Consider the following 23,360-nt stretch of genomic DNA (forward strand, 5'->3'; position numbering starts at 1 on the left):
GGAGAGATCGTGGCGGGTTCTACAGGTGGGACCTTGGTTCATATCAACCCGATCCTGAATGTGTCGGATCTTCAGGCGAGCATCGCGTTCTATACAGAGCTTCTCGGGTTCGAGGTGCTTGGGTTGTTCGGGGAGCCGGCTGACTTCGGGATCATTCGGTGGGGCGAGCATGAGATCTATCTGTGCGTGAACGGCCAGGGGAAGCCGGGGACGTGGCTTGCGTTGTTCGTCAGCGAGCCGGGTGCGCTGTACGAGCGACTGGTCGCCGGCGGAGCCGACATCGTGATGCCTTATGCGGGCGATGAAGGTGAGTTTCGTGTCACCGACCCGGACGGGCATGTGCTTCGGGTGTTCGCGGGTTCGCCGGCGGACTAAAGCCAGGGCGGGTCGTAGCGCGCCACGTAGGCCCGCGCACGTTCGGTTGGGTCCGCCCAGTACTGATGCGGTTGCCGATGCACATGCGCCTCGCAGAATTCGCGAAGTTCAGTCGTGACCGTCTCCACCCGTACGACGGGCCGCCCCTCGAACTCGCTGTTGACCTGCACGAGCTCGGACACGAGGTTCCAACCCGACGCATCGAACGCCCACTCGCCCCACGTCGCGACCGTGTGCAGCGGATGCTCTTCGTCACGCAGGTAGAGCGACGCCAAGCCGAGCTCCTGCTCGGGATAGAAGTCCCGGCACACCCAGGCCAGCACATGGCACGCACCACTCGAGAAGAACGCCTGATCCGTACGCTCCCACGAGACCCGCTGATCCGACCGCTCGATCGGAGTACGGCGAAACACCCCAGACGCTGTCGCTGTCACGCCGCGATCCTAACCACCCGACCCCGACAACAAAACCCTGTCTCAGAGACTCCCGTGCCGGGCGTTGGCGAAGCGGTTGGTGGCGGCAATGACTGCCTCTGTTGTTCCGGTGCCGTGCGTGCCTTGTTCGACGATGACCAGGTCGGAGCCTGGCCAGGCGTGGTGTAGGACCCAGGGTTTGCCGGTGAGGGCGCCGAGGTCGAGTTGTCCGTGCACGATCACGCCAGGGATGTCCTTCAGCACATGGCCGCGGCGGGCCAGCTGGTCGTCGGCAAGCCAGCAGCGGTTGCTGAAGTAGTGGGTGACGAGGCGCGCGAAGGCTAGCTGGAAGCGGGGTTCCCACGGCTCGTGCTCGACGTCCCGGCCGGGCGGGACCGTGGCGATGGCGTCCTCCCAGGCGCACCAGTCGGCTGCCGCTTTGTTGTGTACGGCGGGGTCGGGGTCCATGAGCAGGCGGTGGTAGGCGGCCGAGATGTCGTCGCCGGGATCGGGGACCCCGGCGACGAATCGTTCATAGGCCTCGGGGGCCAAGCTGCGGAAGCCGCGGATCAGCCAGTCGATTTCGCAATGCCGGCCGGTGGCGACCGCGGTGACGATCATCTCCGAGACGCGTTCGGGGTGGCGCAACGCGTAGGTCAGCGAGAGCACCGAGCCCCAGGAGACGCCGAACAACAGCCACTTGTCGATTCCCAGATGCTCGCGCAGTTGCTCCATGTCGGCGATCAGGTGATCGGTGGTGTTGGTGGACAGGTCGATCACGGGCTCGCTGGCATGCGGAGTACTCCGGCCGCAGTTGCGCTGGTCGAACGAGACCACACGGTAGAGCGCGGGGTCGAACTGGCCGGGGGGATGCGTGCCGCATCCCGAGCCAGGGCCGCCGTGGACATACAGCGCCGGCTTGCCGTTCGGGTTGCCGCTCACCCGCCAGTAGACGCTGTGTCCGTCACCGACATCGAGCATGCCCTCGGTCTCTGCGTCCATCCGTCTCCCCCCAGGAATGACAGAACCCCCAGTTCAGAAGCGCTCTGACCTGGGGGTTCTGGTTGCTCCCCCACCAGGTTTCGATCCTGGTCTTCGAGATTCAAAGTCTCGCGGGCTGCCGATTACCCCACGGGGGATCGTGGTTGCCCGGACAGTCTGCCATGAGTGGGGGCGGCCACAAGCTGAGGGGTTCCTTACCTACGGCTCCGTAGGTTACGGTTGCGTAGGTAAGCCGTCCTCCGACCGAGGGAATACAGCGATGACTCCACCCGCCGTTGCCGCGCCGGAGGCGCCGGCCCGTGCCGCGCAGGACGCCGAACTCGACGTCGACACCGGGACGCTCGGGGGTGAGCAGAAGCAGGTCTGGGAGCAGGTCGCGCTGGCGCTGTTCATCGGGATTCCGTTCCTGGCCGTGCTCGCCGCGGTGCCGCTCGCATGGGGTGGCTTTCTGGGCTGGCGCGACATCGTCATCGCCGTGGTGTTCTACACGATCTCGGGACACGGGATCTCGATCGGTTTCCACCGCTTCTTCACGCACAAGTCCTTCAAGCCGAACCGCCCGCTGAAGTACGCGCTGGCGATCGCCGGTTCGCTGGCGATCGAGGGCCCGGTGGTCCGCTGGGTGGCCGACCACCGCAAGCACCACAAGTTCTCCGACCGCGACGGCGACCCGCACAGCCCGTGGAAGTACGGCAACACCCTCGGCGCGCTGACCAAGGGCTTCTTCCACGCACACGTGGGCTGGTTGTTCGACACCGAGCAGACTCCGCAGCGGCAGTACGCGCCGGATCTGCTGAAGGACAAGGACATCGTCCGGGTGTCCCGGATATTCCCGCTGCTGGTGACGGCCTCGCTGCTGCTGCCGGCCGTGATCGGTGGCCTGTGGTCCTGGTCGTGGGAGGGCGCGCTCACCGCGTTCTTCTGGGCCAGCCTGGTCCGGATCGCGCTGCTGCACCACGTGACCTGGTCGATCAACTCGATCTGCCACACCATCGGCGACCGGCCGTTCAAGAGCCGGGACAAGTCCGGCAACGTGTGGTGGCTGGCGATCCTGAGCCAAGGCGAGTCGTGGCACAACCTGCACCACTCGGACCCGACCTGCGCCCGCCACGGCGTCCTGAAGGGACAGCTCGACACCTCGGCCCGGATGATCTGGGTCTTCGAGAAGGCGGGCTGGGTGAGCGACGTGCGCTGGCCGGTCAAGGAACGCCTGGAAGCCCGCCGCGTGGACGACGCACGCCGTACCTTGAAAGCGGCCTGACCGTAAAACTCCCACCGGCAACACCCGAAGTACGGCATGATGCTGACGTGATCTCGACGTGACTGAACCCAAACCGCGCCGGTCCGGCCGGATCCGGATGACCAGTGCCGAGCGTCGCGAGCAGCTCATCAACGTCGCCCGCGGCCTGTTCGCCGAGCGGGGGTACGAAGCGACCTCGGTCGAGGAGATCGCGGCCCGCTCCGAGGTCTCCAAGCCGGTCGTCTACGAACACTTCGGCGGCAAGGAAGGCCTGTACGCCGTGGTCGTGGACCGCGAGGTCCGCGCTCTGCTCGACGGTGTCACCCAGTCGCTCACCGCGGGCCGGGCGCACGAGCTGGTCGAGCAGGCGGCGCTGGCGCTGCTCGACTACATCGAGAACAACTCCGACGGCTTCCGGATCCTGGTCCGGGACTCGCCGGTCGGGTCCGCGACGGGATCGTTCATCTCGATCCTGAGCGATGTCGGCACCCGGGTCGAACACATCCTGGCCGAGAACTTCAAGCGCCGCGGCCTGGATCCGAAGAACGCCCCGATGTACGCCCAGATGCTGGTCGGCATGGTCGCGCTCACCGGCCAGTGGTGGCTCGACGCGCGCCGCCCCCGCAAGCAGGACGTCGCCGCCCACCTCGTCAACCTCGCCTGGAACGGGTTGTCGGGGCTGGAGGCGAAACCGGTGTTGTCGACCCGACCGCACAAATAGCGGACCGCCCCGACTCACCAACCTCGGAAAATCGCCTCGGTGAGACCGGCGCTGAGCGTGCGCCGGAGGCTGCCGGCGGAGTTGGTGAGTGGCTGGGGTCCGCCGACCACGGTCGTACGGCGATGTCCGACCGTGGGCTGACCCGCAACCCCACCTGCCCGCCGTACGCTGGCCCGCATGACGGGGTTTCTGACCGCGCGGCCGCTGCCTGCGCGCAGCAAGGCGTTCGACCTGCTGTTCGCGGGCGCCCTGGGTGTGTCGGCCGGCTTCCTCGGCCTGGCGCAGGCCAACTGGGGCGGCATCGTCGGTCTCGCGATGATCGGCCCGCTGATCTGGCGCCGCACGCACCCCGAGGCGGTCTTCTTCGCCGTCTCCGGGATCGCCGTCCTGCAGTGGCTCGCCAACATCGAACTGCAGCCGGGCAACATCGGCCTGCTGGTCGCCCTCTACGCGATCTCCGTGTACGGCGACGTCCGCTACAGCCGGATCGCGCTCGGCGTCGGCGGCCTCGGCGTCCTGATGGCGACCTCCCGCTACTGGGCGAACGACGACTGGCGCCAGCAGGTGACCATGATGATCGCCCTCGGCGCGCTCGTCTTCGGCGTCTGGGCGCTCGGCGAACGCCGCCGGACCAGAGGCCTGTACGTCGCTCAACTCGAGGAACGTGCTGTCCAGGCGGAGCGCACCCGCGATCGCGAGTCCAAACTGGCCGTCTCGGCCGAGCGGACCCGGATCGCCCGCGAGATCCACGACGTGGTCGCGCACGGCCTGTCGATCATGATCGTCCAGGCCGACGGCGGTCTGTACGCCGCCGACCAGTCCCCCGAGGCCGCGAAGAAGGCACTCGCCACGATCGGCGACACCGGCCGCGCGAGCCTGACCGAGATGCGCAAGATGCTCGGCCTGCTCAAGGCCGACGAGCAGCGCGAACTCGATCCGAACCAGCCACGCCCCCAGCCGGGTGTCTCCAGCCTCCCCGAGCTGATCGAGAACGTCCGCTCCGCCGGCCTGTCGGTCGACTACCAGGTCACCGGCGCCCCGCGGGATCTGCCCGCGCTGCTCGGACTGACGGCGTACCGGATCGTGCAGGAGGGGCTGACGAACACGCTGAAACACGCCGGGCCGGGAGCGCGCACGTCCGTCACGATGGACTTCGGGCGCGAGATGCTGACCGTGGTGGTCACCGATGACGGCCGCGGCGGTGGCGTCGCCCCGAGTACGGAGCCGGGTCACGGCCTGGTGGGGATGCATCAACGCGCCTCGGTGTCGGGCGGTACGGTGAGCGCGGGACCGAAGGCGGGCGGCGGTTACGAGGTGATCGCCAAGCTCCCGTACAACCTGCCCAACGGAGGCGTGCAGTGACCGATGAAGTGATCCGGGTCTTTCTGGTGGACGACCAGGAGCTGGTCCGGGCCGGCTTCACGATGCTCGTGGACTCCCAGCCGGACATGCGGGTGGTCGGGCAGGCTGGTGACGGTGGCGAGGCGGTCGAGAAGATCTCGGTGACCGCGTGCGACGTCGTCCTGATGGACGTCCGGATGCCGCGTCTGGATGGTGTCCAGGCGACCGCCCAGCTCCAGTCGTTGCCGCAGGCCCCGAAGGTGATCGTGCTGACCACCTTCGACCTGGACGAGTACGCCTTCGCTGCCATCAAGGCCGGCGCCGCGGGCTTCCTGCTCAAGAATACCCCGCCGGCCGACCTGCTGTCGGCGATCCGTCAGGTGCACTCCGGCGACGCCGTGGTCTCCCCCAGTACGACGAGGCGTCTGCTCGAGCATTTCGCCGGCTCCCTGCCCGATTCGGGGGTCGAGCGTCCCGATCTGGCTCAGCTGACCGCCCGCGAACGCGAAGTGCTGGTCGAGGTAGCGCGCGGCCTGTCGAACACCGAGATCGCCAAGCTCTTCACGTTGTCCGAGGCAACAGTGAAGACGCACATCGGCCGCATCCTGGCCAAGACCGGCCTGCGGGACCGGGTCGCGCTGGTCGTTCTCGGGTACGAGACCGGGCTCGTCCGCGCGGCCAAGTAATACTCAGGTACTACGTCAAAGACGTTCCGTAGGACGACGTACCGGGCGGTGATTCTCACTACCTTGATGACATGACAGGGCGGGCCTGTCGATGGAATCAGGGAGTGACATGAGTTTGCAGACCGGTGAGCTTGCGGCAGGGCGGCTGCCGCAGGACGGGACGCCGCGTACGGCGATCCGCGCACACGAGCTGCGGAAGGTGTACGGCCAGGGCGACACGGCTGTTGCCGCTCTGGACGGCGTGTCGGTCGACTTCGCGGTCGGCCACTTCACCGCGATCATGGGCCCGTCCGGCTCGGGCAAGTCGACGCTGATGCACTGCCTGGCCGGTCTGGACACTCCGACCGGCGGGCAGGTGCTGCTCGGCGAGACCGAGCTGACCAAGCTCCCGGACTCGGAGCTGACCAAGATCCGCCGGGACCGGATCGGATTCGTCTTCCAGTCCTTCAACCTGCTGCCGATGCTGTCCGCGAAGGACAACATCCTGCTCCCGCTCGAGCTCGGCAGCCGCAAGCCCGACCAGGAGTGGCTGGCCACGCTGGTCGACGTACTGGGTCTGCAGGACCGCCTCACGCACCGCCCGTCGGAGCTGTCCGGTGGTCAGCAGCAGCGCGTCGCCGTGGCACGGGCGCTGGTCGGGCGGCCGGAGGTCGTCTTCGCCGACGAGCCGACCGGCAACCTGGACTCACGGTCCGGCGCGGAGGTCCTCGGCTTCCTGCGGCGTTCGGTGCGCGAGTTCGGTCAGACCGTGGTGATGGTGACCCACGACCCGCTGGCCGCGTCGTACGCCGACCGCGTCGTGATGCTTGCCGACGGCAAGCTGGCCGGCGAGCTGTACGACCCGAAGCCGGAGACCGTTCTCGACGCGCTGCGCCGGCTGGGGGCCTGACGTGCGACGTTCGCTCCTTTCCTCGTTGCGCGCCCACATGGGCCGCTTGGTCGCCGCTTGTCTGGCGATCGTGCTGGGGGTCGGCTTCGGCGCCCTGGCGCTGACCGCGCACAGCTCCGCGTCACATGGCATCGACGAGACGATCGGCGCGCAGTACAAGGGTGTCGACGCCTATGTCTATCCCGATCGCGAGTCGATCACCGCGGCTGTCGTCGCCAAGGTGAAGGCACTTCCGCAGGTCGCGGAGATGGTCCCGATGTCGACCGCCTACCTGGAGGTCAGCCTCCCGGGCCTGGTCCGGCCGGTGTCGCTGCCCATCGACGCCCTGCAGCAGACCACTCAGATCACCTCACCCGGGACCTCGTCCGGCAAGTTGCCGAGCGCAACGGATGAGATCGCGCTGCCGAACAAGCTCGCGGCCAAGCACAACGTGACGCTGGGCCAGTCGCTGCGGCTCACGTCGTACGACAAGAAGACCTGGACCGTGAAGGTCGTCGGCCTGATCGACGACCAGAGCGCGTTCGGCCAGGGGGCCGCCGTCGCGACCCCGGCCGCGGTGAAGACGTTCGAGCCGGAAGGCTACATCCAGGGGATCAAGATCGCCGGGAAGCCCGGCACCGATCCGCAGGCGCTGGCCGACGCCGTCCAGGCGCAGCTGCCGGCCGGCCTGCAGGCCTTCACCGGCGCGGCCTGGATCGAGCACGAGGTCAAGAACTACACCAACGGGATCGACGTCCTGGGTGGCGTGTTCGGCATGTTCGCCGTGATCGCGCTCTTCGTCGCCTGCCTGGTGATCAGCAACACCTTCACGATCGTGATCGCCCAGCGGACCCGCGAGATGGCGCTGCTGCGCTGTGTCGGCGCCTCCAAACGCCAGGTGTTCTCCTCGGTGCTCGCCGAGGCGACCGTGGTCGGTGTGGTCGCCTCCGCGATCGGCGTGGTCTTCGGGATCGCACTGTCCGCGCTGGCACTGGCGCTGTCCCGCGAGTTCGACTGGGGAATCCCGCCGGTCTCGCTGCACCTCGACCTGCTGTCGATCTTCCTGCCGCTGCTGCTCGGCACGATCGCCACGATCGCGGCAGCCGTCGTACCGGCTCGTCGGGCCACCAAGGTCGCGCCGCTGGCCGCGCTGCGACCGGACGTCGCACCGGCGGCCGCGTCGAAGCGTGGCGTGTTCCGGCTGGTCGTCGGCTTCCTGCTGCTGGCCGGTGGCGGTGCGCTGCTGGCGCTCGCAGCAACCAAGCACCAGGTGATCATCGGTGTCGGCGGTGGCGTGATCTCGTTCCTCGGGGTCCTGGCGATCGGCACGCTCCTGGTCCCGGCGCTGATCCGGGTGCTCGGCGCACTGCCGGCGCGGGCCGGCGTTCCGTCCCGCATCGCGGTTGCGAACGCGGTCCGGAACCCGAAGCGGACGGCGGCCACCACCGCGGCGCTCCTGATCGGCGTGACGCTGATCAGCCTGACCTGTGTCGGGATCGCCTCCGTCCGCAAGACGTTCGACGTGTCGATGGATGGCCAGTACCCGGTCGACCTGACGGTGATGACCTACAACGAGAAGATGCCGGCCGGCGCCGACGAGCAGTTGAAGGCCATCAAGGGCATCACGCAGGTGGTTCCGATCCACAAGGTCGTCGTGAAGTCCAAGGGCGAGGAGTACTCGGTCACGGGCATCGACCAGGCCACCGCCGGGTCGGTCATCCACAACCCCGAGCTGGTCGGCAAGCTGCAGTCCGGTACGGCGCTGGTCGACTACAACACGCTCGACCGGCTGCAGCTGAAGGAGGGTTCGAAGGTCACCATCGTCTCCGGGAAGAACACGCTCACGGTGACGCTGCAGCTCGGCCTCGGACTGGATCCGTTCAACCTGACGTCGACGGATCTCGCCCAACTGGCACCGGCCGCGCCGATCACCGGCTACTGGCTGGCCTCGGATCCGAAGGCGGACGGCTCGAAGGTCATCGACGAGGTGAGCCAATCGCTTCCGTCGGTGAAGGAGCTCGATGTCAGCGGCGGCCTGGCCAAGCGGTCGACGTACACGCAGATCTTCGATGTCCTGCTGGCTGTCGGTATCGGTCTGCTCGGGGTCTCGGTGCTGATCGCGCTGGTCGGCGTGGGTAACACGCTCAGCCTGTCGGTCCTGGAACGGACCCGGGAGAACGCGTTGCTGCGGGCAATGGGTCTGACCCGGCGCCAGCTGCGCAGCATGCTCGCGATCGAATCGTTGCTGATGGCATTGGTTGCCGCCGGCCTCGGGATCGCGCTCGGGCTGATCTACGGCTGGACCGGTACCAGTGCGCTGATGGGCGGTCAGACCATCGACGGCAAGGTCGAGTACGCCGTACCGGTCGGACTGCTGGTCGCGATCGCGGCGATCGCCGCCGTGGCCGGTCTGCTCGCCTCGGTCCTGCCCGCTCGCCGGGCAGCCAAGGTCGCGCCGGCCGGAGCGCTGGCGACGGAGTAAAGAGCTAGCGGCTCGCCCGGCTTGAGGGGGCTGGGCGAGCCGCTGTGTTTCAGACGAATTCGATCCGGTTCCCGTGGCCGTCGGCGGTGTGAAAGCGCCTTCGGCCCGGGATCGTTTCGTTGTCCCAGGCAACTGGAAAGCCGCGCTCCTCGAGCTGCGTGGCGAGCGCGTCGAGATCGTCGATCTGGAAGGCCGGGTGGGCCTTCTTGGCCGGGCGGAAATCCTGCTCGACCCCGACGTGCAGCTCGGCGTCACCCAGGCGGAACCAGCAACCACCGCGGGGTTTGAGCAGCTCGGGCTTCTCGACCTCGGTCATGCCGAGCGCATCGCGGTAGAACGCCCGGGCGACATCCTCGCCGCCGGGCGGGCAGGAGACCTGCACGTGATCGAGCCTCATCGCTTACGCGCCACGGCGAAGATGCGGCGGAACGGGAGCAACGTGCCGTAGTCGTGCTGCGGATAGGCCTCCGCCAGGCGAGCGCCGTACTCGGCCTCGAACTCCTTACGCAGCTCGTCCGGAAGCGACTGCAGCACCGGCCGCGCGCCCGTGCCTTTGACCCACTCCAGTACGGCGTTGTCGCCTTCCAGCAGGTGGAAGTACGTGGTCTCCCACGCGTCCACGACACAACCTTCAGCACTCAGTACGTCGACATAGTCGGCCGGCCCGGGGACATCGGGGCGCAAGGACATGTCGCGCGCGAATTCGGCGTACGGGTCCTTGGCTGCGAGCTCGCGGAGGATCGCGTGCGACGGCGCGTTGCCGTTGCCGGGGATCTGGATCGCGAGCGAGCCGCCGGGGCGGAGCGCCTTGACGAAGCCGGGCAGCAGGTCGAGCTGCTCGGGGACCCACTGCAGGGTGGCGTTCGTGACGATCACATCGAGGCTGCCCTCGGGGGCCTGCCACTCCCGTACGTCGGCCAACTCGAAGCTGAGGTGGTCATCGGCGTACTGCGTGGCGGTCTCGAGCATCTGCGGCGAACTGTCCAGGCCGACGATGGTTGCCGTCGGCCACGTTTCGCGCAGGGTCGCGGTCAGCGCGCCGGGTCCGCAGCCCAGGTCGACGACGGTCTTGACGTCATCGGCCTGGATCCGGCGGACCAGATCGGCGAACGGGCGACCGCGCTCGTCGGCGTACGTGCCGTACTGCTCCGGACTCCAGACGGGGGACGCTCGCATGCTGCACCTCTGCTCAGCTCGGGGATTTATCTTGACGTCGAGATACATTAAGCATCGGAGATCTCTTGATGTCAAGACTCTTGATGGCGTACGCTCGCTGGCATGGAAGACGAGGTCGACCGGCTGCTGGAAGCGTGGCGCCGGGAGCGTCCGGACCTCGACGTGACCCCGATGGAGGTCCTGTCGCGGGTCAGCCGGCTCGCGCGGCACCTGGACCGGGCCCGCAGCCAGGCCTTCGAGACCCACGGGCTCGAGTCGTGGGAGTTCGACGTACTCGCGGCCCTGCGGCGGGCGGGATCGCCGTACCAGCTGTCTCCCGGGAAGCTACTAAAGGAGACCCTGGTGACATCGGGGACGATGACGAACCGGGTCGATCGGCTCACTGCGCGCGGGCTGGTCGAGCGCCTTCCGGATCCGGCCGACCGGCGCGGGGTGCTGGTTCAGCTGACCGACGCCGGGCGCGACGCGGTCGATGCGGCGATGGCCGATTTGCTGATCCACGAGCGGGAACTGCTCGGATCGATCAGCGTCCGGGACCAGGCGCGGATCGCGCAGTTGCTGCGCGAACTCGTCCGGCCGTTCGATCTGGAAAAGCACTGACTTTTTGTATACACATTCCGCAGAATTGCGTCGCCATTCTGCACAATCACACCCCGTCACTTCGCATCTCCCGAATCGTTGCTAGTTGCAACGAGATCGAGAGGCTGCTGTAGCCGAGCACTATCGACACTGAGTGACCGAGACCACTAGGGTCCTTACTGTCGGTGGTGAATCGACTACACAACGTTGAGATACACGGTGACTTCGGCGGCTAGAGGTGGTTCGCCGAAAGCGGTCGGCTGGTGTCCGGGGCTCGGGGCCCGGACAACGACGACCGGCACGGGGCCCGCTCACCCTTGGTGGCGTGCCCTCCGAATCACAGGGGATCGGAGGGCGCGCCGCCTCATTCCTCGGCGCTCCGGATTTGATCAAGCTCTATGGATTTGATCAGATCGGAATTTATTGCGCGGGGTTTATTCGGCCCGTTCGGCGGCTTCGAACCACAGCGTTTCCAGCTCGGCGCGCTCGTCCCCGAGTTTGCGCAGTTCCGCGTCCAGTTCGGCGAGGCGCTCGTAGTTGCTCGCGTTCGTGGCGATCTGGTCGTGCAGCTTCGTCTCGGACTGGGTGAGCTTCGCGATCTGCCGCTCGAGCCGGTTCAGGTCCTTCTTCGCCGCCCGGACCGCGGCCGCGTCCACCGGCGCCTCCAGCTGCACCGGCTCCGCGGTCTCGACCGGCTTGGGATCCGTACGGCGGGTGACGCCCGCGTCGAGGTCTTCGATGTACTGGTCGACGCCGCGCGGCAGATGCCGGACCCGGCCGTCGCCCATGATCGCGTAGACCATGTCGCTGACCCGCTCCAGGAAGTACCGGTCGTGGGTCACGGTGACGACGACGCCCGGCCAGCTGTCGAGGAAGTCCTCCAGCACCGTCAGCGTCTCGACGTCCAGATCGTTGGTCGGCTCGTCGAGGATCAGCACGTTCGGCTCGTCGAGCAGGATCCGCAGCAGCTGCAACCGCCGGCGCTCACCACCGGACAGATCCGAGATGCGCGTCGTCAACCGGTCGCCGGTGAACCCGAAGCGCTCCAGCAGCTGCGACGAGGTCATCTCACCGCCGTGCCCCGCGAGCGCCGCCGTATTCTTGATGGCACTGATGTGGTCGAGGACCGTCACCGACCCGTCGACCTCTTCGAGATGCTGCGACAGGTTGGCGACGCGAACCGTCTTGCCCTGCTTGACCAGGCCGTGGTCCGGCGGCAACAGGCCGGTCAGCACCTTGAGGAACGTCGTCTTGCCGGCGCCGTTCGGCCCCAGCAGCCCGATCCGATCCGCCGGGCCGAGCCGGAACGTCACGTGATCGAGCATCACCCGATCACCGAACTTCAGGCTCACGTCCTCGGCGTCGAACACGTCCTTGCCCAGCCGCGCGGTCGCCAGCTTCGACAACGCCAGCTTGTCCCGCGGCTCGGGCTCGTTCTCGATCAGGGCGTTCGCCGCGTCGATCCGGAACTTCGGCTTGCTCGTCCGCGCGGGCGCACCGCGCCGCAACCAGGCCAGCTCCTTCTTCAGGAGGTTCTGCCGCTTGACCTCACTGACCTGGGCGCTCCGCGAGCGTTCGGCCTTGGCGAGGACGTAAGCGGCGTACCCGCCCTCGTACGAGGCGATGTTCCCGCCCTGGACCTCCCAGGTATTGGTGCACACCTCGTCGAGGAACCACCGGTCGTGGGTCACCACGATCAGCGCACCCGCCCGGTCGACCACATGCTGGGCCAGCCAGTTGACCGCCTCGATGTCCAGGTGGTTCGTCGGCTCGTCCAGCACCAGCAGATCGACCTCGGTCATCAGCAGCTTCGCCAGCGAAGCCCGCCGCCGCTCCCCACCGGACAACGTGCCGATCTTGGCCTCGAGATCGACCTCACCCAGCAAGTGCTTCATCACCGACCGTGCCCGCGGATCCGCGGCCCACGTATAGGTCTCCACATCCCCCAGCACCGCGTGCAGCACCGTCTCGTCCGGGTCCAGCTCGTCCGTCTGCCCCAGATACCCCAGCCGCAGATCCCGCATATGCGTGATCCGCCCGCTGTCCGGCTCCTCACGCCGAGCCAGCACCGACAGCAACGTCGACTTCCCGTCCCCGTTGCGCCCCACCACCCCAACCCGGTCGCCCCGCCCCACCCCCAGACTCACGGCATCCAGCAACACACGAGTCCCGAAGCCCTTAGACACAGCTTCCAAGTTGACCAAATTAGCGGCAGCCATAACCGCCTTAGCCTAACCGACCGCCACGGCAAGCCGTACCGAAGGACGGGTAGTGGTCGGCCGACAAGCACATTCCGATCCCGCCACCTCCCGGGGGTTCGCATACCCCGTGGGGGCTGTGAACAGGTCATACCTTGTTCAAGCCCACCGGTTCTTGTTCACACCCCCAGGTTGTGGCGCGTCGCCGGTGGTCCCGCAGGTCGGATTCGGGCGGCGTACGCCGTGGCTGGGCACTTCGCCTGACCAGTAACCCCTCCGCCCCGAAGGCGCCCGTCCCATCCGAGCGCCCGGATCCGGCCGGCGAGGTACGCAGTGGCCTCGCCGCCGCGGCCGGTTCTACTGAAGCAGTGTGGCTGGCGCGGTCTTCAGCTGGGCCGGACGGTTCGGTCGGTGACCGCGATTCCCTCGCCTATGGCTGACGGGCTGTGCTTGCTCCCGACGATCAGGAGGCCTGGCGGCTGACCCGTCGCGACGGCGAAGGACTGCGTTCCGGGGTCTGCCGGCCTGCGCTATTTGACCGGATATCCCTTCAAATGGGCCCTTCTCTGGTCAAATATTGAGGGGAGAACCAGCGAGTTGAGGGGAGATCCCCTCATTTTCCAGACAGGTCGGACCACAGCCTCGTCTTCGCGGCTACGTTCAGCCGAAACCGACCAGGTCCCCGGCCGATCCGGGAGTGCGAGCCGCAGAATCAGCCCTTCCCAGCCCAGATTCCAGCCCGTGTCCATCCCGTCCGCCAACCAGCCCTGGAACGACTGCAGCCACTCCGCTCCCCCGCCGTACTGCCAACCGCGGAAGAAGGCGGAGTAGGCGGCGAACGTCCCGTCAACGCCGACCATCGTCGGGCGCGCATCCAGCTGGTCGATCAGCCAGGTTCGGCGGACCGTCACCGCAGGGTCTTCTCGTGGGGCCAGGTGGTTGTCAGCACAGTGGTCAGCGACGGGTCTGGGGAGGTGGTCAGGTATGGCGTTTCGTTGGGGTTGCGGACTGTGGCGGTTGCTGGGGTGTAGAGGAGGTCCCAGGGGTGGATCGAGTTTGCCAGCAGGCCGTTGAGCCGGAGGTCGGCGTACTCGGGTTCCCACCACGTGGCGAACGTCCGCTGCAGGTCGTCCGGGCTCACCGCCAGCCAAACGCCATAGGTGAGCGTGTGTCCCTGATCCAGCTGGATCGGCAGCAACACCCGGACAAACGGCCCAGCGCCAGGCACTTGCATCATCACCGACTCCCGCGCCGTCCCGTGGCTCATCCAGGTCCCCGGCGTCGCCTCGGCGGCCGGCAGCTCCAGCACCGGATCCGGCAACGTGAACCGCACATTTTGGTGCGCCCCGTCGATTGACTGCCCACAACCACAAAGTCTCCCCAGCCATTGCTCCATCTTGTCGTGAGCAGCCGTCGTCGGCCACCCGCCGACGAAGAAGGTGGAGATCGCGGACCGCCGGGGATCCGCGTTTGCCTCAACCAGATCGTCAGGAGGGTGGTTGGCGGAGGGTGGTTAGGCGTTGGGTGGCTAGGTTGCGGGAGCGTTTGGTGCGGGCTTCGGTGGTTAGTTTGGTGAGGGTTGCTTCTGTTGCGGTGGATTCGGCTACCCGGCGGAGGAGCCAGTCGGACCAGGTGGAGATGTCGATAGGTGGCGGTCCGGAGATGTGGGCCTCGACTACAGCCATCTCCTCGGCCCTGCGGGTTGGGAAGCCACGCATGCGGCGGGGCAAGGCGCGGATCCAGGACGGACGGTCGCTCGGTGGGACGTGGTCGAAGAGGGCGGTGACGACAGCGGCTGCCAGGCTGTGCACCGGTTCCTTGGTGACGGCGATGCGCAGTTCGCGGTGGACCTCGGGGTTCTGAATGGCATGTTGATAGATCGCCCAGCGGACGTGCTCGTCGGTGATCTCCGCCCCCGGCATCTCGGCGAATTCGGCCAGTGTTTCCAGGGGATCCGGGGAGTCGTCGTCATCGCACTTGACCAGGACGAGGTCGTACGAGCCGTCCTCCACAAGCTCCCGTACGGCGGTGGCGATCGAATCGATCCCCGGTTCGCGGACGATGACGTTGTCGACGCCCGTGAAGTACGAGCTTTCGCCGGTGATGCGCCAGCGGTCCAGCAGGCGGCGTACTTCGTCGACGGAGAAGATCGTCGCGGTCCAACGGCCTTCGCCGGGGATGTCGAGGAAGGCGTCGCAGTTGCAGACCTGGTCGAGGGGCTCGTCAGGATCCAGGAGGAGGCTGAGGACGAAGGCAGGGTCGGTGAAGACGTGGTACGGCCACTCCTGCGTCCAGCCGGTGGTCATCGGGCTCCGTTCAGGTGGGTCAGGTACTCGTTCTCGTTGAGGGGGTTGCCGTCGGTGCGGAGGCGGGCGGGGTAAGGGGGCGACGTGGGTGCGTGCGTGGTGGAGGTCGTGGTGAGGAGGGCCTCGCCGTGGGTGTGGGTGGGGAGGTGGGACTCGAAGGTGTGGGTGGTGGCGGCGGGGAGGGTGCCGGTCAGATGGGCAGAGGTTGAACCGAGGGTTGTGGAGGTGAGGGTGCCTTGGTGTTCGGAGAGGAGGGCCAGGACTCGGGAGAGGGTGTCTGGTGGAATGTCGAGGTCGAAGTGGTTGATGGGCTCCAGGACTGTGGTGCCCGCCTCGGCGATTGCCTGGAGCAACAGGGGTGGGACGAGTCGGCGGAAGTCGGCGGCGACTGTGACGGGGCTGAAGTAGGCGGTGTGGGTGAGGTCTACACGAATGTTGGGGATCTCCCAGCCGTAGAGGCCTTGGTGGAGGGTTTGGCGGACTGCTTCTTCGATGGCGGTGTGGAAGGCTCTGGGGAGGCCGCCTAGTTCGACGTCCAGGTGGTAGAGGATGCCTTCCTCGTACGGCGAGACGCGGAAGCCCAGGCCGGCGGTCCAATGGTTGCCGGGGGCACTGATCTCGCGGTGGGCGGTACCGGTGCCGTTGAGGCGTTCGATGTAGATCGGGCTGGTCTCACTGAAGGTCACGTCGAGCCCGTACTCGGACTCCAGCAACGACGCGATGACTTCCTTCTGCACCTCGCCGTACAGGCGGACCGTGATGTCGGCAGCCTGGTGGACCTGGATGAGCGGGTCCTGTTCGGCGAGCTGGGTGAGGGCCTGGAAGAGTTTGACGCGGTCGCGGGCAGTGACGACGGTTTCCAAGGTGGGGCGGGCGAAGAGCTGGCCGACGGCAACGGACGGCACGCCGAGCTGGTCGCCGATCCGGATGTCCTTCAACCCGCGCAGCGCCACGATCTGCCCGGCCTCCGCGGACGAGACGGTACGACGAGAGCCGGCGTCGTACAGGTCGATCGCGCTCGGACGGACCTGGTACGGCGGTCCGCCGGCGGGGTGCACGTCGACGTACGCGCGGGCGGTGAGGGTGCCGTCGAAGATCCGCGCGGAGGCGACCTTTTGACCAGCAGCACCGCGTTCGACCTTGAAAACCTTGGCCTGCAAGGGCTTCTCAGGAGACGAGGTTGCAACAGGCAACCAAGCACGAATCCCGGCGATCAATTCCGGTACGCCGATCCCCGTCATCGCGGAACCGAAGTACACGGGGTGAGCGCGCCCCGCGGCGACCTGCTCGCGAAGCTCATGCGAGTAGTCGAGAAGCTCATCCTCGAGGTAGCGCCGCAAGAAGACATCGTTGCGCTCAGCAAGGAACTCGCCGAAGTCGACGAGGCTCCCGACAACGGCCGCGCGAGTACCCAGGCCCTCCACCACACTCATCGGCAGCGCATCCGGCGTCAGCAGCCGCCGGATGTCGGCAAGGAGTGAGTCGTAACGAGCACCGACGCGGTCGATCTTGTTTACGAACAGCAGTGTCGGAATGCGCAGCCGGGTCAGCGTCCGCATCAGCAGGCGGGTCTGCGCCTGGACGCCCTCGACCGCGGACAGCACCAGTACGGCGCCGTCCAGCACGGACAGCGCCCGTTCGACCTCGGCGATGAAGTCCGAGTGTCCCGGGGTGTCGATCAGGTTGACCGGCAGGTCGCCCAGGGCGAACGAGACCACGGCCGAGCGGATCGTGATGCCGCGGCGGCGTTCCAGCTCCATGGAATCGGTCTGGGTGTCCCCGTCGTCGACCCGGCCGACGTGGTCGATGATGCCGGCGGCATACAGCAGCCGCTCGGTCAGGCTGGTCTTACCGGCGTCGACATGCGCCACAATACCCATCGTCAAAGAGTTCAACGGTCCTCGCGAATGCTTCGAAGTGATCAGTCCTGGTCAGGCAGATCACTGAGCACCGCATCCCGTTCTCCTTCTCCGTCCGATGGATCATTCGCAATGTAACACCGCGGCCAACCTCAGGCGACCGATTTTCCGGTCAGGCCTTCAGGACCGGTACGTCGTACTGCTGGATGAAGCCGTCGCGTGTCACGAGGGTCAACCGCTCGACCAGGGCCTGCGCGATCAGCATCCGGTCAAACGGATCACGATGGATCGCAGGCAGCCGCCCGGCAACATCTCCGTGCTCCAAGCTGATCGGCAATTCGCTGACACCACTGCGGCGCACCCACTCGAGAAGGTCGTCCGGCGCAGGCAGTTTCCCCGATGCCATCTTGATCGAAAGCTCCCAGACGGACGCGGCGCTGACGTACACCTCAAGCTCGGTCTCGATGCGTTCCTTGAGCTCTCCTGACAATTCAGAGCTGCCCTGCAACCACCAGATCAGGACATGAGTGTCCAACAGAAGGCGTGCCACTCCACGAACATTGGTCACGACGGAATACCGAAGTCGTCTGCGATCTCCTCATTGAGTTCCGGTGAATCCCATCCGTCCGACCAGTCGATCCGGCCGGCCAACGACCCGCCTCCGGTCCGCCGGGCACGGTGCGCCGAGAGTGGAACAACCTTGGCGACGGGATGGCCGGCCCTACTGAGGATCACTTCCTCGCCGTGCTCCACCCGCTCGATGATGCGAGACAACTGGGTCTTCGCCTCGTGGATGTTGTACTGCGCAGGTTCGCCCATCACCCCTCCTTAGTCCGATTAGCTAAGTGTACTACCGGGAGACGGAGGCGGGGAGGATTCGGGCGCCGGGGACGGGGGCCTCGGCTTGGCGGACCATGCGGCAGAGGCCGGACTCGGCGAGTTCCACGGCGAGGTCGACGGCTGAGCGGGAGTCGGCGGCGAGGAAGAGGCAGGTGGGGCCGGAGCCGGAGATCATCGCGGCGAGGGCGCCCTGGTCGAGGCCGAACTGGAGGGTGTCGCCGAGCTCGGGGCGCAGCGACAGGGCGGCGGCCTGGAGGTCGTTGCTGACGGCAATGGCGAGTGCTTCGGGGCGGCCGGAGAGCAGGGCGGACATCAGCTCGGGGCGGACCTGCGGGGGTTCGACGCGGCGGAGCGGGCGGAGGCGGTCGAGCTCCTGATAGACGGCGGGGGTGGACAGGCCGCCGTCGGCGATCGCGAAGACCCAGTGGAAGACGCCGCGGGACATCACCTCGGTGACCTGCTCGCCGCGGCCGCGGCCGAGGGCGGTGTGGCCGACCAGGCAGAACGGTACGTCGCTGCCGAGCTCGGCCGCGAGGCCCTGCAGCTCGGTCTGGGACAGCTGCAGACCCCACAACCGGTTGCACGCGACGAGCGTCGCCGCAGCGTCGGTCGAGCCGCCGGCCATGCCGCCCGCGACCGGGATGGTCTTGCGGATGGTGAGGTCGACGCCTTCCTCGACGTCGTACTCCGCCTGCAGCAGGCGGGCCGCCCGGACCGCGAGGTTGGTGTCGTCGGTCGGTACCTCGGCCGCGAAGTCGCCGAGCACCTCGACCGAGATCGTGGCGTCGTCCTCCCGCAGTACGGCGGTCACGTCGTCGTACAGCGCCACGGCCTGGTAGACCGTGGCCACCGGGTGGAAGCCGTCCGGCAACGGCGGACCGACCGACAGACCCAGGTTGATCTTGGCCGGCGCCCGCACCGTGACCTCAGCAGAAGGGGACACGGGCACAGGCTAGGGCATCAGGCAGGCGATACGGAGTGGGCTGCGCCTGCGAGGGCGGCGAACTCGGCGATTCCCAGCATCTCGCCCCGCAGGCCCGGGTCGATGCCTGTGATCCGGAACACCTCGTCGAGCTGGGCGCGGTCCGGCATCCAGCGGGCCAGGGCCGAGCGGACGGTCTTGCGGCGCTGGGAGAAGGCGCCCTCGATGACCGCGAACACCTCTTCGCGGGTGGCTTCGGTGGCCGGTGGCTCCCGGCGCGAGAAGGCGACCAGCCCGGAGTCGACGTTCGGTGCCGGCCAGAACACGTTCCGCCCGACCGGTCCGGCGCGCCGCACGTCGGCGTACCAGGCGGCTTTGGCGGACGGTACGCCGTACGTCCGCGAACCGGGACCGGCCGCGAGCCGGTCGGCGACCTCGGACTGGACCATCACCAGCCCGTGCCGCAGCGACGGCGACACCCGCAGGAGGTGCAGGAGGACCGGTACGGCGACGTTGTACGGCAGGTTGGCCACACACGCGGTCGGCTCGCCGATGTCGGCCGGCGTGACCGTCATCGCGTCCGCCTCCACCACGGTGAAGGCGGCAGCCTGACCAGGCGCGTACGTCGCGATCGTGTCCGGCAGCGCGCCGGCCAGCACGGGGTCGATCTCGACCGCGGTCACCCGGTGGCCCTCGGCAAGCAATGCCAGCGTCAGCGACCCGAGCCCCGGCCCGACCTCGAGCACGGTCTCGCCGTCGTCGGACAGCTCGGCGGCCCGGACGATCCGCCGTACCGTGTTCGGGTCGATCACGAAGTTCTGGCCGCGCTGCTTGGTCGGGCGGACGCCGAGCGCGGCGGCCAGTGAACGCACTTCAGCCGGACCGAGGAGTCTCGGTCCGGCTGAAGTGGATGAATCAGACGAGGTCACCTCGTCAGTGTTGCAGCTCAGGCCTTCTTGCCGCAGACCGGCCAGTCGGCGTAGCTGCCGCGGGCCGCGCGAACCTTCTCGGCGATCGCGATCTGCTGGGCCTTGGTCGCCTGGTGGGCGTTGGGCGCGTACGCCCGGCCACCGTTGGCGGCCCAGGTGCCGCTGCTGAACTGCAGGCCGCCGTAGTACCCGTTGCGGGTGTTGGCCGCCCAGTTACCGCCCGACTCACAGGCGGCGATCCGGTCCCAGGCGCCGGTGTTACCGCTCGCGGGCGGCTCCGGGGCCTCGGGCTTCGGCTTGGTGCCGACCGTGACCTCCTCGTCGACAGCCTCGGTCAGGACCTTGGTGGTCACGACCTTGGTGGTGCTGAGCTTGCCGTCGAGGTACGTGTACAGGTAGGTGACGGACTTGGATCCGTCCTTGCCCGGGGCGGTGACGTTCTTGGTGCCTTCGGTCAGCACGGCCGACTCGGTCTTGTCGGTGCCGTGGGCAACCTTCTCGGTCCGGGTGACCTCCTTGAGGTCGACCTTGACGAAGCCGATCGTGTTCACGCCCGTCTTCAGCACGGTGGCCGGCGCCGGGGTGATCTTGTCGTCCTTGTCCCACGCGATCTTCGCGGCGGTCAGGGCCTCACCGACGGTCGTGACCATCAGCTTGGAGGTGACGGCCTTGCCCTGCCGGACGATCGAGACCGTCTTCGGGGTCTTGACCGTGAGGTCCAGCCCTTCGCGCCCGAGGGGTGCACTCCGGCTGGTGGAGAAGAACGCCGAGCTGTCGTACCGCAGACCAAGATCGGCGAGCGCCTCGGACACGGTGTCGGCCGTGGTCCAGAAGGCCTTCTTGACGCCGTCGGCGTTCACGGTCAGCTGGCGGCCGTACTGCACCGCGATCTCCTGGTTGTCCTGCAGCTTCGAGTCCAGCGCCGGTGCGACCACGTCGTGGTCACCGACCTGAACCTTCTCGGCCTTGAGGGCGTCGGAGACGGTGGAGCCGAAGGTGTGGACCTTCTGCACCTGGCCGTCGATGGAGAGGCTGACCGTCTTGCTCTTCGTGGCGTAGGCCACGGAGCCACCCACGACGGCGATCGCGGCTGTCAGACCGACAGCGGCGATGATGGACTTACGCACTAAAGCTCCCAGGTAGGTCTACCCGGGCACGAGGTGGGACAGCACTGGCAGCGGTCACAATCTCCGGACCGGTGGTCCGGCGACCAAGATCGGCGCCGAGGGGCGTGCTGTCCGTGATCTTCCCCGATCCCGGCCAACATCACGGGACCATAACGAAGAAGTCGCGCTAGCGCCAATCCTCTAGTCGGCGAGTCGCAAAAAGGTGTAGTGGACCAACTACACCTGGTGATTCCCCCACTGCCCCCGATGCACCACCTCGGCCGTCGTACGACGCCCTCTTCGCAGCGACGGCGACCGCTTGTCCGGGGCCCGGTAGCCGACCGACATCAGGCCGATCAGGTCGAACCCGGCCGGTACGCCGAACTCGGCCAGCAGGGCCGGCACTTTGTCCGCCGGCGGCCCGAAAAAGCAGGCTCCCAAGCCTTCGTCGACCACCGTCTGCAGCATCAGCAGCGACGCCATCCCGGTGTCGACGTACCAGTACGGCGCGGTCCAGCGCGCCTCGTCGCGGTCGGTCCAGCCCTTGTCGGATTCGGTGTACCGATCGAGGTACGCGGCCTTGTGCGCGAAGGCCAGAATCAGCAGCGGCGCCCGGCGCAGCCCTGTGATCCATTCCACATACTTCGGATCGGGGTCCGCGGCCGCGATTTCCCAGTACCGCTCGCGGTCGGAGCCCTCCAGCGTCAGGAACGCCCAGCCCTGCGTGAACCCGCCGGAAGGCGCTCGGAGACCGTTTTCCAGGATCCGTTCCCGGATTTCGTCGGGGATCGGCCGGTCGGGGTCGTAGTTGCGGACCATCCGGCGCTTGCGGACAACCTCACCGAACTCCATCTACCAGGTCCCTCCGAACGCCCGATCGGCGTTCCGGTTGAGGGCCTCGCACAGCTCGGCGACCGAGATGTTCAGGGTGCCGGCCATCTTCCGGACCGTGTGCGGGATCAGGTACGACGCGTTCGGCTGCCCGCGATGCGGAGACGGCGTCAGGTACGGCGCATCGGTCTCGACGAGCACGCGGTCGAGCGGTGTGACGGCGAGCGCGTTGCGCAGCGAGTTGGCGTTCTTGAAGGTGATCACACCGGCGAAACTGAGGAACGCACCGCGGTTGACACACTCGCGCGCGAACTCGGTATCACCCGAAAAGCAGTGCATGACAAGGCGATCCGGGACACCTTCGCGGTCGAGGATCTTGAGAATGTCGTCGTGCGCGTCGCGGTCGTGGATCATCAGCGTCTTGTCGAGACGCTTGGCCAGTTCGATGTGCGCGGCGAACGATTCGTGCTGCGCGTCGCGGCCGTCCTCGCCGGTGCGGAAGTAGTCGAGACCGGTCTCACCGATCACCCGGACCTTCGGTGAGCTCTGCGCCAGCCGCTCGATCTCGGCCAGCGCACTGTCGAGCTCCCCCGCCGCCTTGAGCTTCGGAGCCTCGTTCGGGTGCAGCGATACGCCGGCGATCAGATTCGGGTACTGGGTGGCCGCTTCAACAGCCCACGCCGACCCCGGCAGGTCACAACCGATCTGCACGATCCGCGTGACACCCACCGACGCGGCGAGCTTGATCGCCTCGGCCGGGCTCAACCAAGCCCCGTCCTCACCATCGGCGATATCCAGATGGCAGTGCGCGTCGACCACGCTCATCGGCAACGGATCCGGCACCACCGGCCTGGTCCGGTCCCGCGACCGCCCGTCCTCGCCAATCGCAGCCCGCTCCCGCGTCGGCCGTTCGACCTCGACACCCTCAGAACCCATGGCGTCTAGATTACTTCGGCGGCGCTCTTCACCTTGCCGAGCAGTTGGGTCCACATGCCGGTCGAGTGCTCGGCCTCTTCGGCGCTTGCGTTGTTGTCCTGTGTCAGCGTCAGATGCGTCGACCCGGACAAGGTCCAGGTCAGTGTGTGGTAGTTCTCCGGTACGTCGTCCTTGCCGGTCAGCGGGCTGAAGTGGGTGAACCGCAGCAGCCGCCCGGGGTCGATCTCAAGGACCTCGCCCTTGTCCTCATACGGCTTGCCCTCCCACTCGCCGTTCCAGGTGATCGGGCTGCCCACCCGCCAGTCGCTCGAGACCTCCGCCCCGAACCACAACTCCGCAGGCGGGTTGGTCAGCACCTCCCACACCTGCTCGGGGGTCGCCTCGATGTCGATCTCAGCACTCGCCAGATAGTCAGCCATCCCCCGACCGTAGGCCTGCCGTCCCCATCACGCTTGTACAAACGCGTCAACTGCGTCGGTAAGAACACGTAGTAGTCGCCCCCTCGCGCTCGGGCGGAGCCAAAGCCACGCCCGAGCCCGGCCGAGCTGGT

25 protein-coding genes and 1 tRNA gene are annotated in these 23,360 nt (G+C 67.3%); 8 read left to right on the forward strand and 18 right to left on the reverse strand.

The genetic code is table 11. The annotated features are described in order from the left end of the window. Positions 1 to 9 precede the first annotated feature (9 nt). Complete coding sequence (locus OG474_RS08140) at positions 10 to 375, forward strand: VOC family protein (protein ID WP_405061605.1); 366 nt, start codon at positions 10 to 12, stop codon at positions 373 to 375. Here OG474_RS08140 and OG474_RS08145 read toward each other — a convergent pair. The 3 genes from OG474_RS08145 to OG474_RS08155 all read right to left on the reverse strand — a co-directional run bounded on the left by OG474_RS08145 (position 372) and on the right by OG474_RS08155 (position 1,927). Then, on the reverse strand, positions 372 to 809 hold the full coding sequence (locus tag OG474_RS08145) for a hypothetical protein (protein WP_405061606.1): 438 nt from the start codon (positions 807 to 809) through the stop codon (positions 372 to 374). The two genes, OG474_RS08140 and OG474_RS08145, sit on opposite strands and share 4 nt — an antisense overlap. 42 nt (positions 810 to 851) lie before the next feature. Then, positions 852 to 1,790, reverse strand: coding sequence for a prolyl aminopeptidase (gene pip / locus OG474_RS08150; RefSeq protein ID WP_405061607.1), 939 nt, complete (start codon positions 1,788 to 1,790; stop codon positions 852 to 854). A gap of 65 nt (positions 1,791 to 1,855) precedes the next feature. Next, a tRNA-Gln gene (locus tag OG474_RS08155) sits at positions 1,856 to 1,927 on the reverse strand. A gap of 122 nt (positions 1,928 to 2,049) precedes the next feature. On the opposite strand from OG474_RS08155, the gene OG474_RS08160 reads away from it, so the two are divergent. The 6 genes from OG474_RS08160 (at position 2,050) to OG474_RS08185 (ending at position 9,128) form a co-directional block, all read left to right on the forward strand. After that, a complete protein-coding gene (locus OG474_RS08160; RefSeq protein WP_405061608.1) occupies positions 2,050 to 3,051 on the forward strand; it encodes an acyl-CoA desaturase in 1,002 nt (333 codons plus the stop codon). Between the two features lie 58 nt (positions 3,052 to 3,109). After that, positions 3,110 to 3,751 (forward strand): TetR/AcrR family transcriptional regulator, encoded by a 642-nt coding sequence (locus OG474_RS08165; RefSeq protein ID WP_405061609.1) that lies wholly within the window; start codon positions 3,110 to 3,112, stop codon positions 3,749 to 3,751. 177 nt (positions 3,752 to 3,928) lie between these two features. Next, positions 3,929 to 5,113: a histidine kinase gene (locus tag OG474_RS08170; RefSeq protein ID WP_405061610.1), complete on the forward strand. Its 1,185-nt coding sequence runs from the start codon at positions 3,929 to 3,931 to the stop codon at positions 5,111 to 5,113. Continuing rightward, positions 5,110 to 5,778 carry a response regulator transcription factor gene (locus OG474_RS08175; protein ID WP_405061612.1) on the forward strand — a complete coding sequence of 223 codons (669 nt, stop codon included), beginning with the start codon at positions 5,110 to 5,112 and terminating at the stop codon, positions 5,776 to 5,778. Before OG474_RS08170 ends, OG474_RS08175 begins: the two co-directional genes overlap by 4 nt. A 109-nt stretch (positions 5,779 to 5,887) precedes the next feature. Continuing rightward, positions 5,888 to 6,667 carry an ABC transporter ATP-binding protein gene (locus tag OG474_RS08180; protein ID WP_405061613.1) on the forward strand — a complete coding sequence of 260 codons (780 nt, stop codon included), beginning with the start codon at positions 5,888 to 5,890 and terminating at the stop codon, positions 6,665 to 6,667. Position 6,668: 1 nt separating this feature from the next. After that, positions 6,669 to 9,128 carry an ABC transporter permease gene (locus OG474_RS08185; protein WP_405061614.1) on the forward strand — a complete coding sequence of 820 codons (2,460 nt, stop codon included), beginning with the start codon at positions 6,669 to 6,671 and terminating at the stop codon, positions 9,126 to 9,128. A 49-nt stretch (positions 9,129 to 9,177) separates the two neighbouring features. On the opposite strand, the gene OG474_RS08190 is transcribed toward OG474_RS08185, so the two are convergent. Both OG474_RS08190 and OG474_RS08195 read right to left on the reverse strand, forming a co-directional pair. Next, entirely contained in the window at positions 9,178 to 9,525 is a 348-nt protein-coding gene (locus OG474_RS08190; protein WP_405061615.1) for a VOC family protein, read from the reverse strand. Then, positions 9,522 to 10,304, reverse strand: coding sequence for a methyltransferase domain-containing protein (locus OG474_RS08195; RefSeq protein WP_405061616.1), 783 nt, complete (start codon positions 10,302 to 10,304; stop codon positions 9,522 to 9,524). The genes OG474_RS08190 and OG474_RS08195 overlap by 4 nt, the downstream gene beginning before the upstream one ends. Before the next feature lie 102 nt (positions 10,305 to 10,406). Between OG474_RS08195 and OG474_RS08200 the strand changes: the two genes are divergently transcribed. Next, entirely contained in the window at positions 10,407 to 10,904 is a 498-nt protein-coding gene (locus OG474_RS08200) for a MarR family winged helix-turn-helix transcriptional regulator (RefSeq protein ID WP_405061617.1), read from the forward strand. Positions 10,905 to 11,317: 413 nt separating this feature from the next. Here OG474_RS08200 and OG474_RS08205 read toward each other — a convergent pair whose 3' ends face one another. From OG474_RS08205 to OG474_RS08265, 13 genes are all read right to left on the reverse strand, one after another. Further along, the gene (locus OG474_RS08205; RefSeq protein ID WP_405061618.1) at positions 11,318 to 13,102 is read right to left on the reverse strand and encodes an ABC-F family ATP-binding cassette domain-containing protein; all 1,785 of its coding nucleotides are present in this window, start codon (positions 13,100 to 13,102) and stop codon (positions 11,318 to 11,320) included. Between the two features lie 509 nt (positions 13,103 to 13,611). Continuing rightward, positions 13,612 to 13,992, reverse strand: a complete 381-nt coding sequence (locus tag OG474_RS08210) for a hypothetical protein (RefSeq protein WP_405061619.1) — start codon at positions 13,990 to 13,992, stop codon at positions 13,612 to 13,614. Further along, the gene (locus OG474_RS08215; RefSeq protein WP_405061620.1) at positions 13,989 to 14,477 is read right to left on the reverse strand and encodes a DUF2199 domain-containing protein; all 489 of its coding nucleotides are present in this window, start codon (positions 14,475 to 14,477) and stop codon (positions 13,989 to 13,991) included. Before OG474_RS08215 ends, OG474_RS08210 begins: the two co-directional genes overlap by 4 nt. Before the next feature lie 91 nt (positions 14,478 to 14,568). Further along, positions 14,569 to 15,387: a hypothetical protein gene (locus tag OG474_RS08220; RefSeq protein WP_405061621.1), complete on the reverse strand. Its 819-nt coding sequence runs from the start codon at positions 15,385 to 15,387 to the stop codon at positions 14,569 to 14,571. Next, entirely contained in the window at positions 15,384 to 17,267 is a 1,884-nt protein-coding gene (locus OG474_RS08225; protein WP_405061622.1) for a GTP-binding protein, read from the reverse strand. The genes OG474_RS08220 and OG474_RS08225 overlap by 4 nt, the downstream gene beginning before the upstream one ends. A 151-nt stretch (positions 17,268 to 17,418) precedes the next feature. After that, positions 17,419 to 17,796 (reverse strand): type II toxin-antitoxin system VapC family toxin, encoded by a 378-nt coding sequence (locus tag OG474_RS08230; protein ID WP_405061623.1) that lies wholly within the window; start codon positions 17,794 to 17,796, stop codon positions 17,419 to 17,421. Between the two features lie 14 nt (positions 17,797 to 17,810). After that, on the reverse strand, positions 17,811 to 18,065 hold the full coding sequence (locus OG474_RS08235) for a type II toxin-antitoxin system Phd/YefM family antitoxin (RefSeq protein ID WP_405061624.1): 255 nt from the start codon (positions 18,063 to 18,065) through the stop codon (positions 17,811 to 17,813). A gap of 31 nt (positions 18,066 to 18,096) precedes the next feature. Continuing rightward, on the reverse strand, positions 18,097 to 19,035 hold the full coding sequence (locus OG474_RS08240) for a 4-(cytidine 5'-diphospho)-2-C-methyl-D-erythritol kinase (protein WP_405061625.1): 939 nt from the start codon (positions 19,033 to 19,035) through the stop codon (positions 18,097 to 18,099). Positions 19,036 to 19,046: 11 nt separating this feature from the next. Continuing rightward, on the reverse strand, positions 19,047 to 19,880 hold the full coding sequence (rsmA, locus tag OG474_RS08245) for a 16S rRNA (adenine(1518)-N(6)/adenine(1519)-N(6))-dimethyltransferase RsmA (protein ID WP_405061626.1): 834 nt from the start codon (positions 19,878 to 19,880) through the stop codon (positions 19,047 to 19,049). 74 nt (positions 19,881 to 19,954) lie between these two features. Next, positions 19,955 to 21,064: a ubiquitin-like domain-containing protein gene (locus OG474_RS08250; protein WP_405061627.1), complete on the reverse strand. Its 1,110-nt coding sequence runs from the start codon at positions 21,062 to 21,064 to the stop codon at positions 19,955 to 19,957. A 216-nt stretch (positions 21,065 to 21,280) separates the two neighbouring features. Then, a complete protein-coding gene (locus OG474_RS08255; RefSeq protein WP_405061628.1) occupies positions 21,281 to 21,895 on the reverse strand; it encodes a nitroreductase family protein in 615 nt (204 codons plus the stop codon). Then, entirely contained in the window at positions 21,896 to 22,810 is a 915-nt protein-coding gene (locus OG474_RS08260) for a TatD family hydrolase (protein WP_405061629.1), read from the reverse strand. It lies immediately after the preceding gene. Between the two features lie 5 nt (positions 22,811 to 22,815). Continuing rightward, entirely contained in the window at positions 22,816 to 23,229 is a 414-nt protein-coding gene (locus OG474_RS08265; protein WP_405061630.1) for an SRPBCC domain-containing protein, read from the reverse strand. Between the last annotated feature and the right edge of the window lie 131 nt (positions 23,230 to 23,360).

This window comes from Kribbella sp. NBC_01505 (assembly GCF_045040285.1).
In the GTDB taxonomy this organism is placed as follows: Bacteria; Actinomycetota; Actinomycetes; order Propionibacteriales; family Kribbellaceae; genus Kribbella.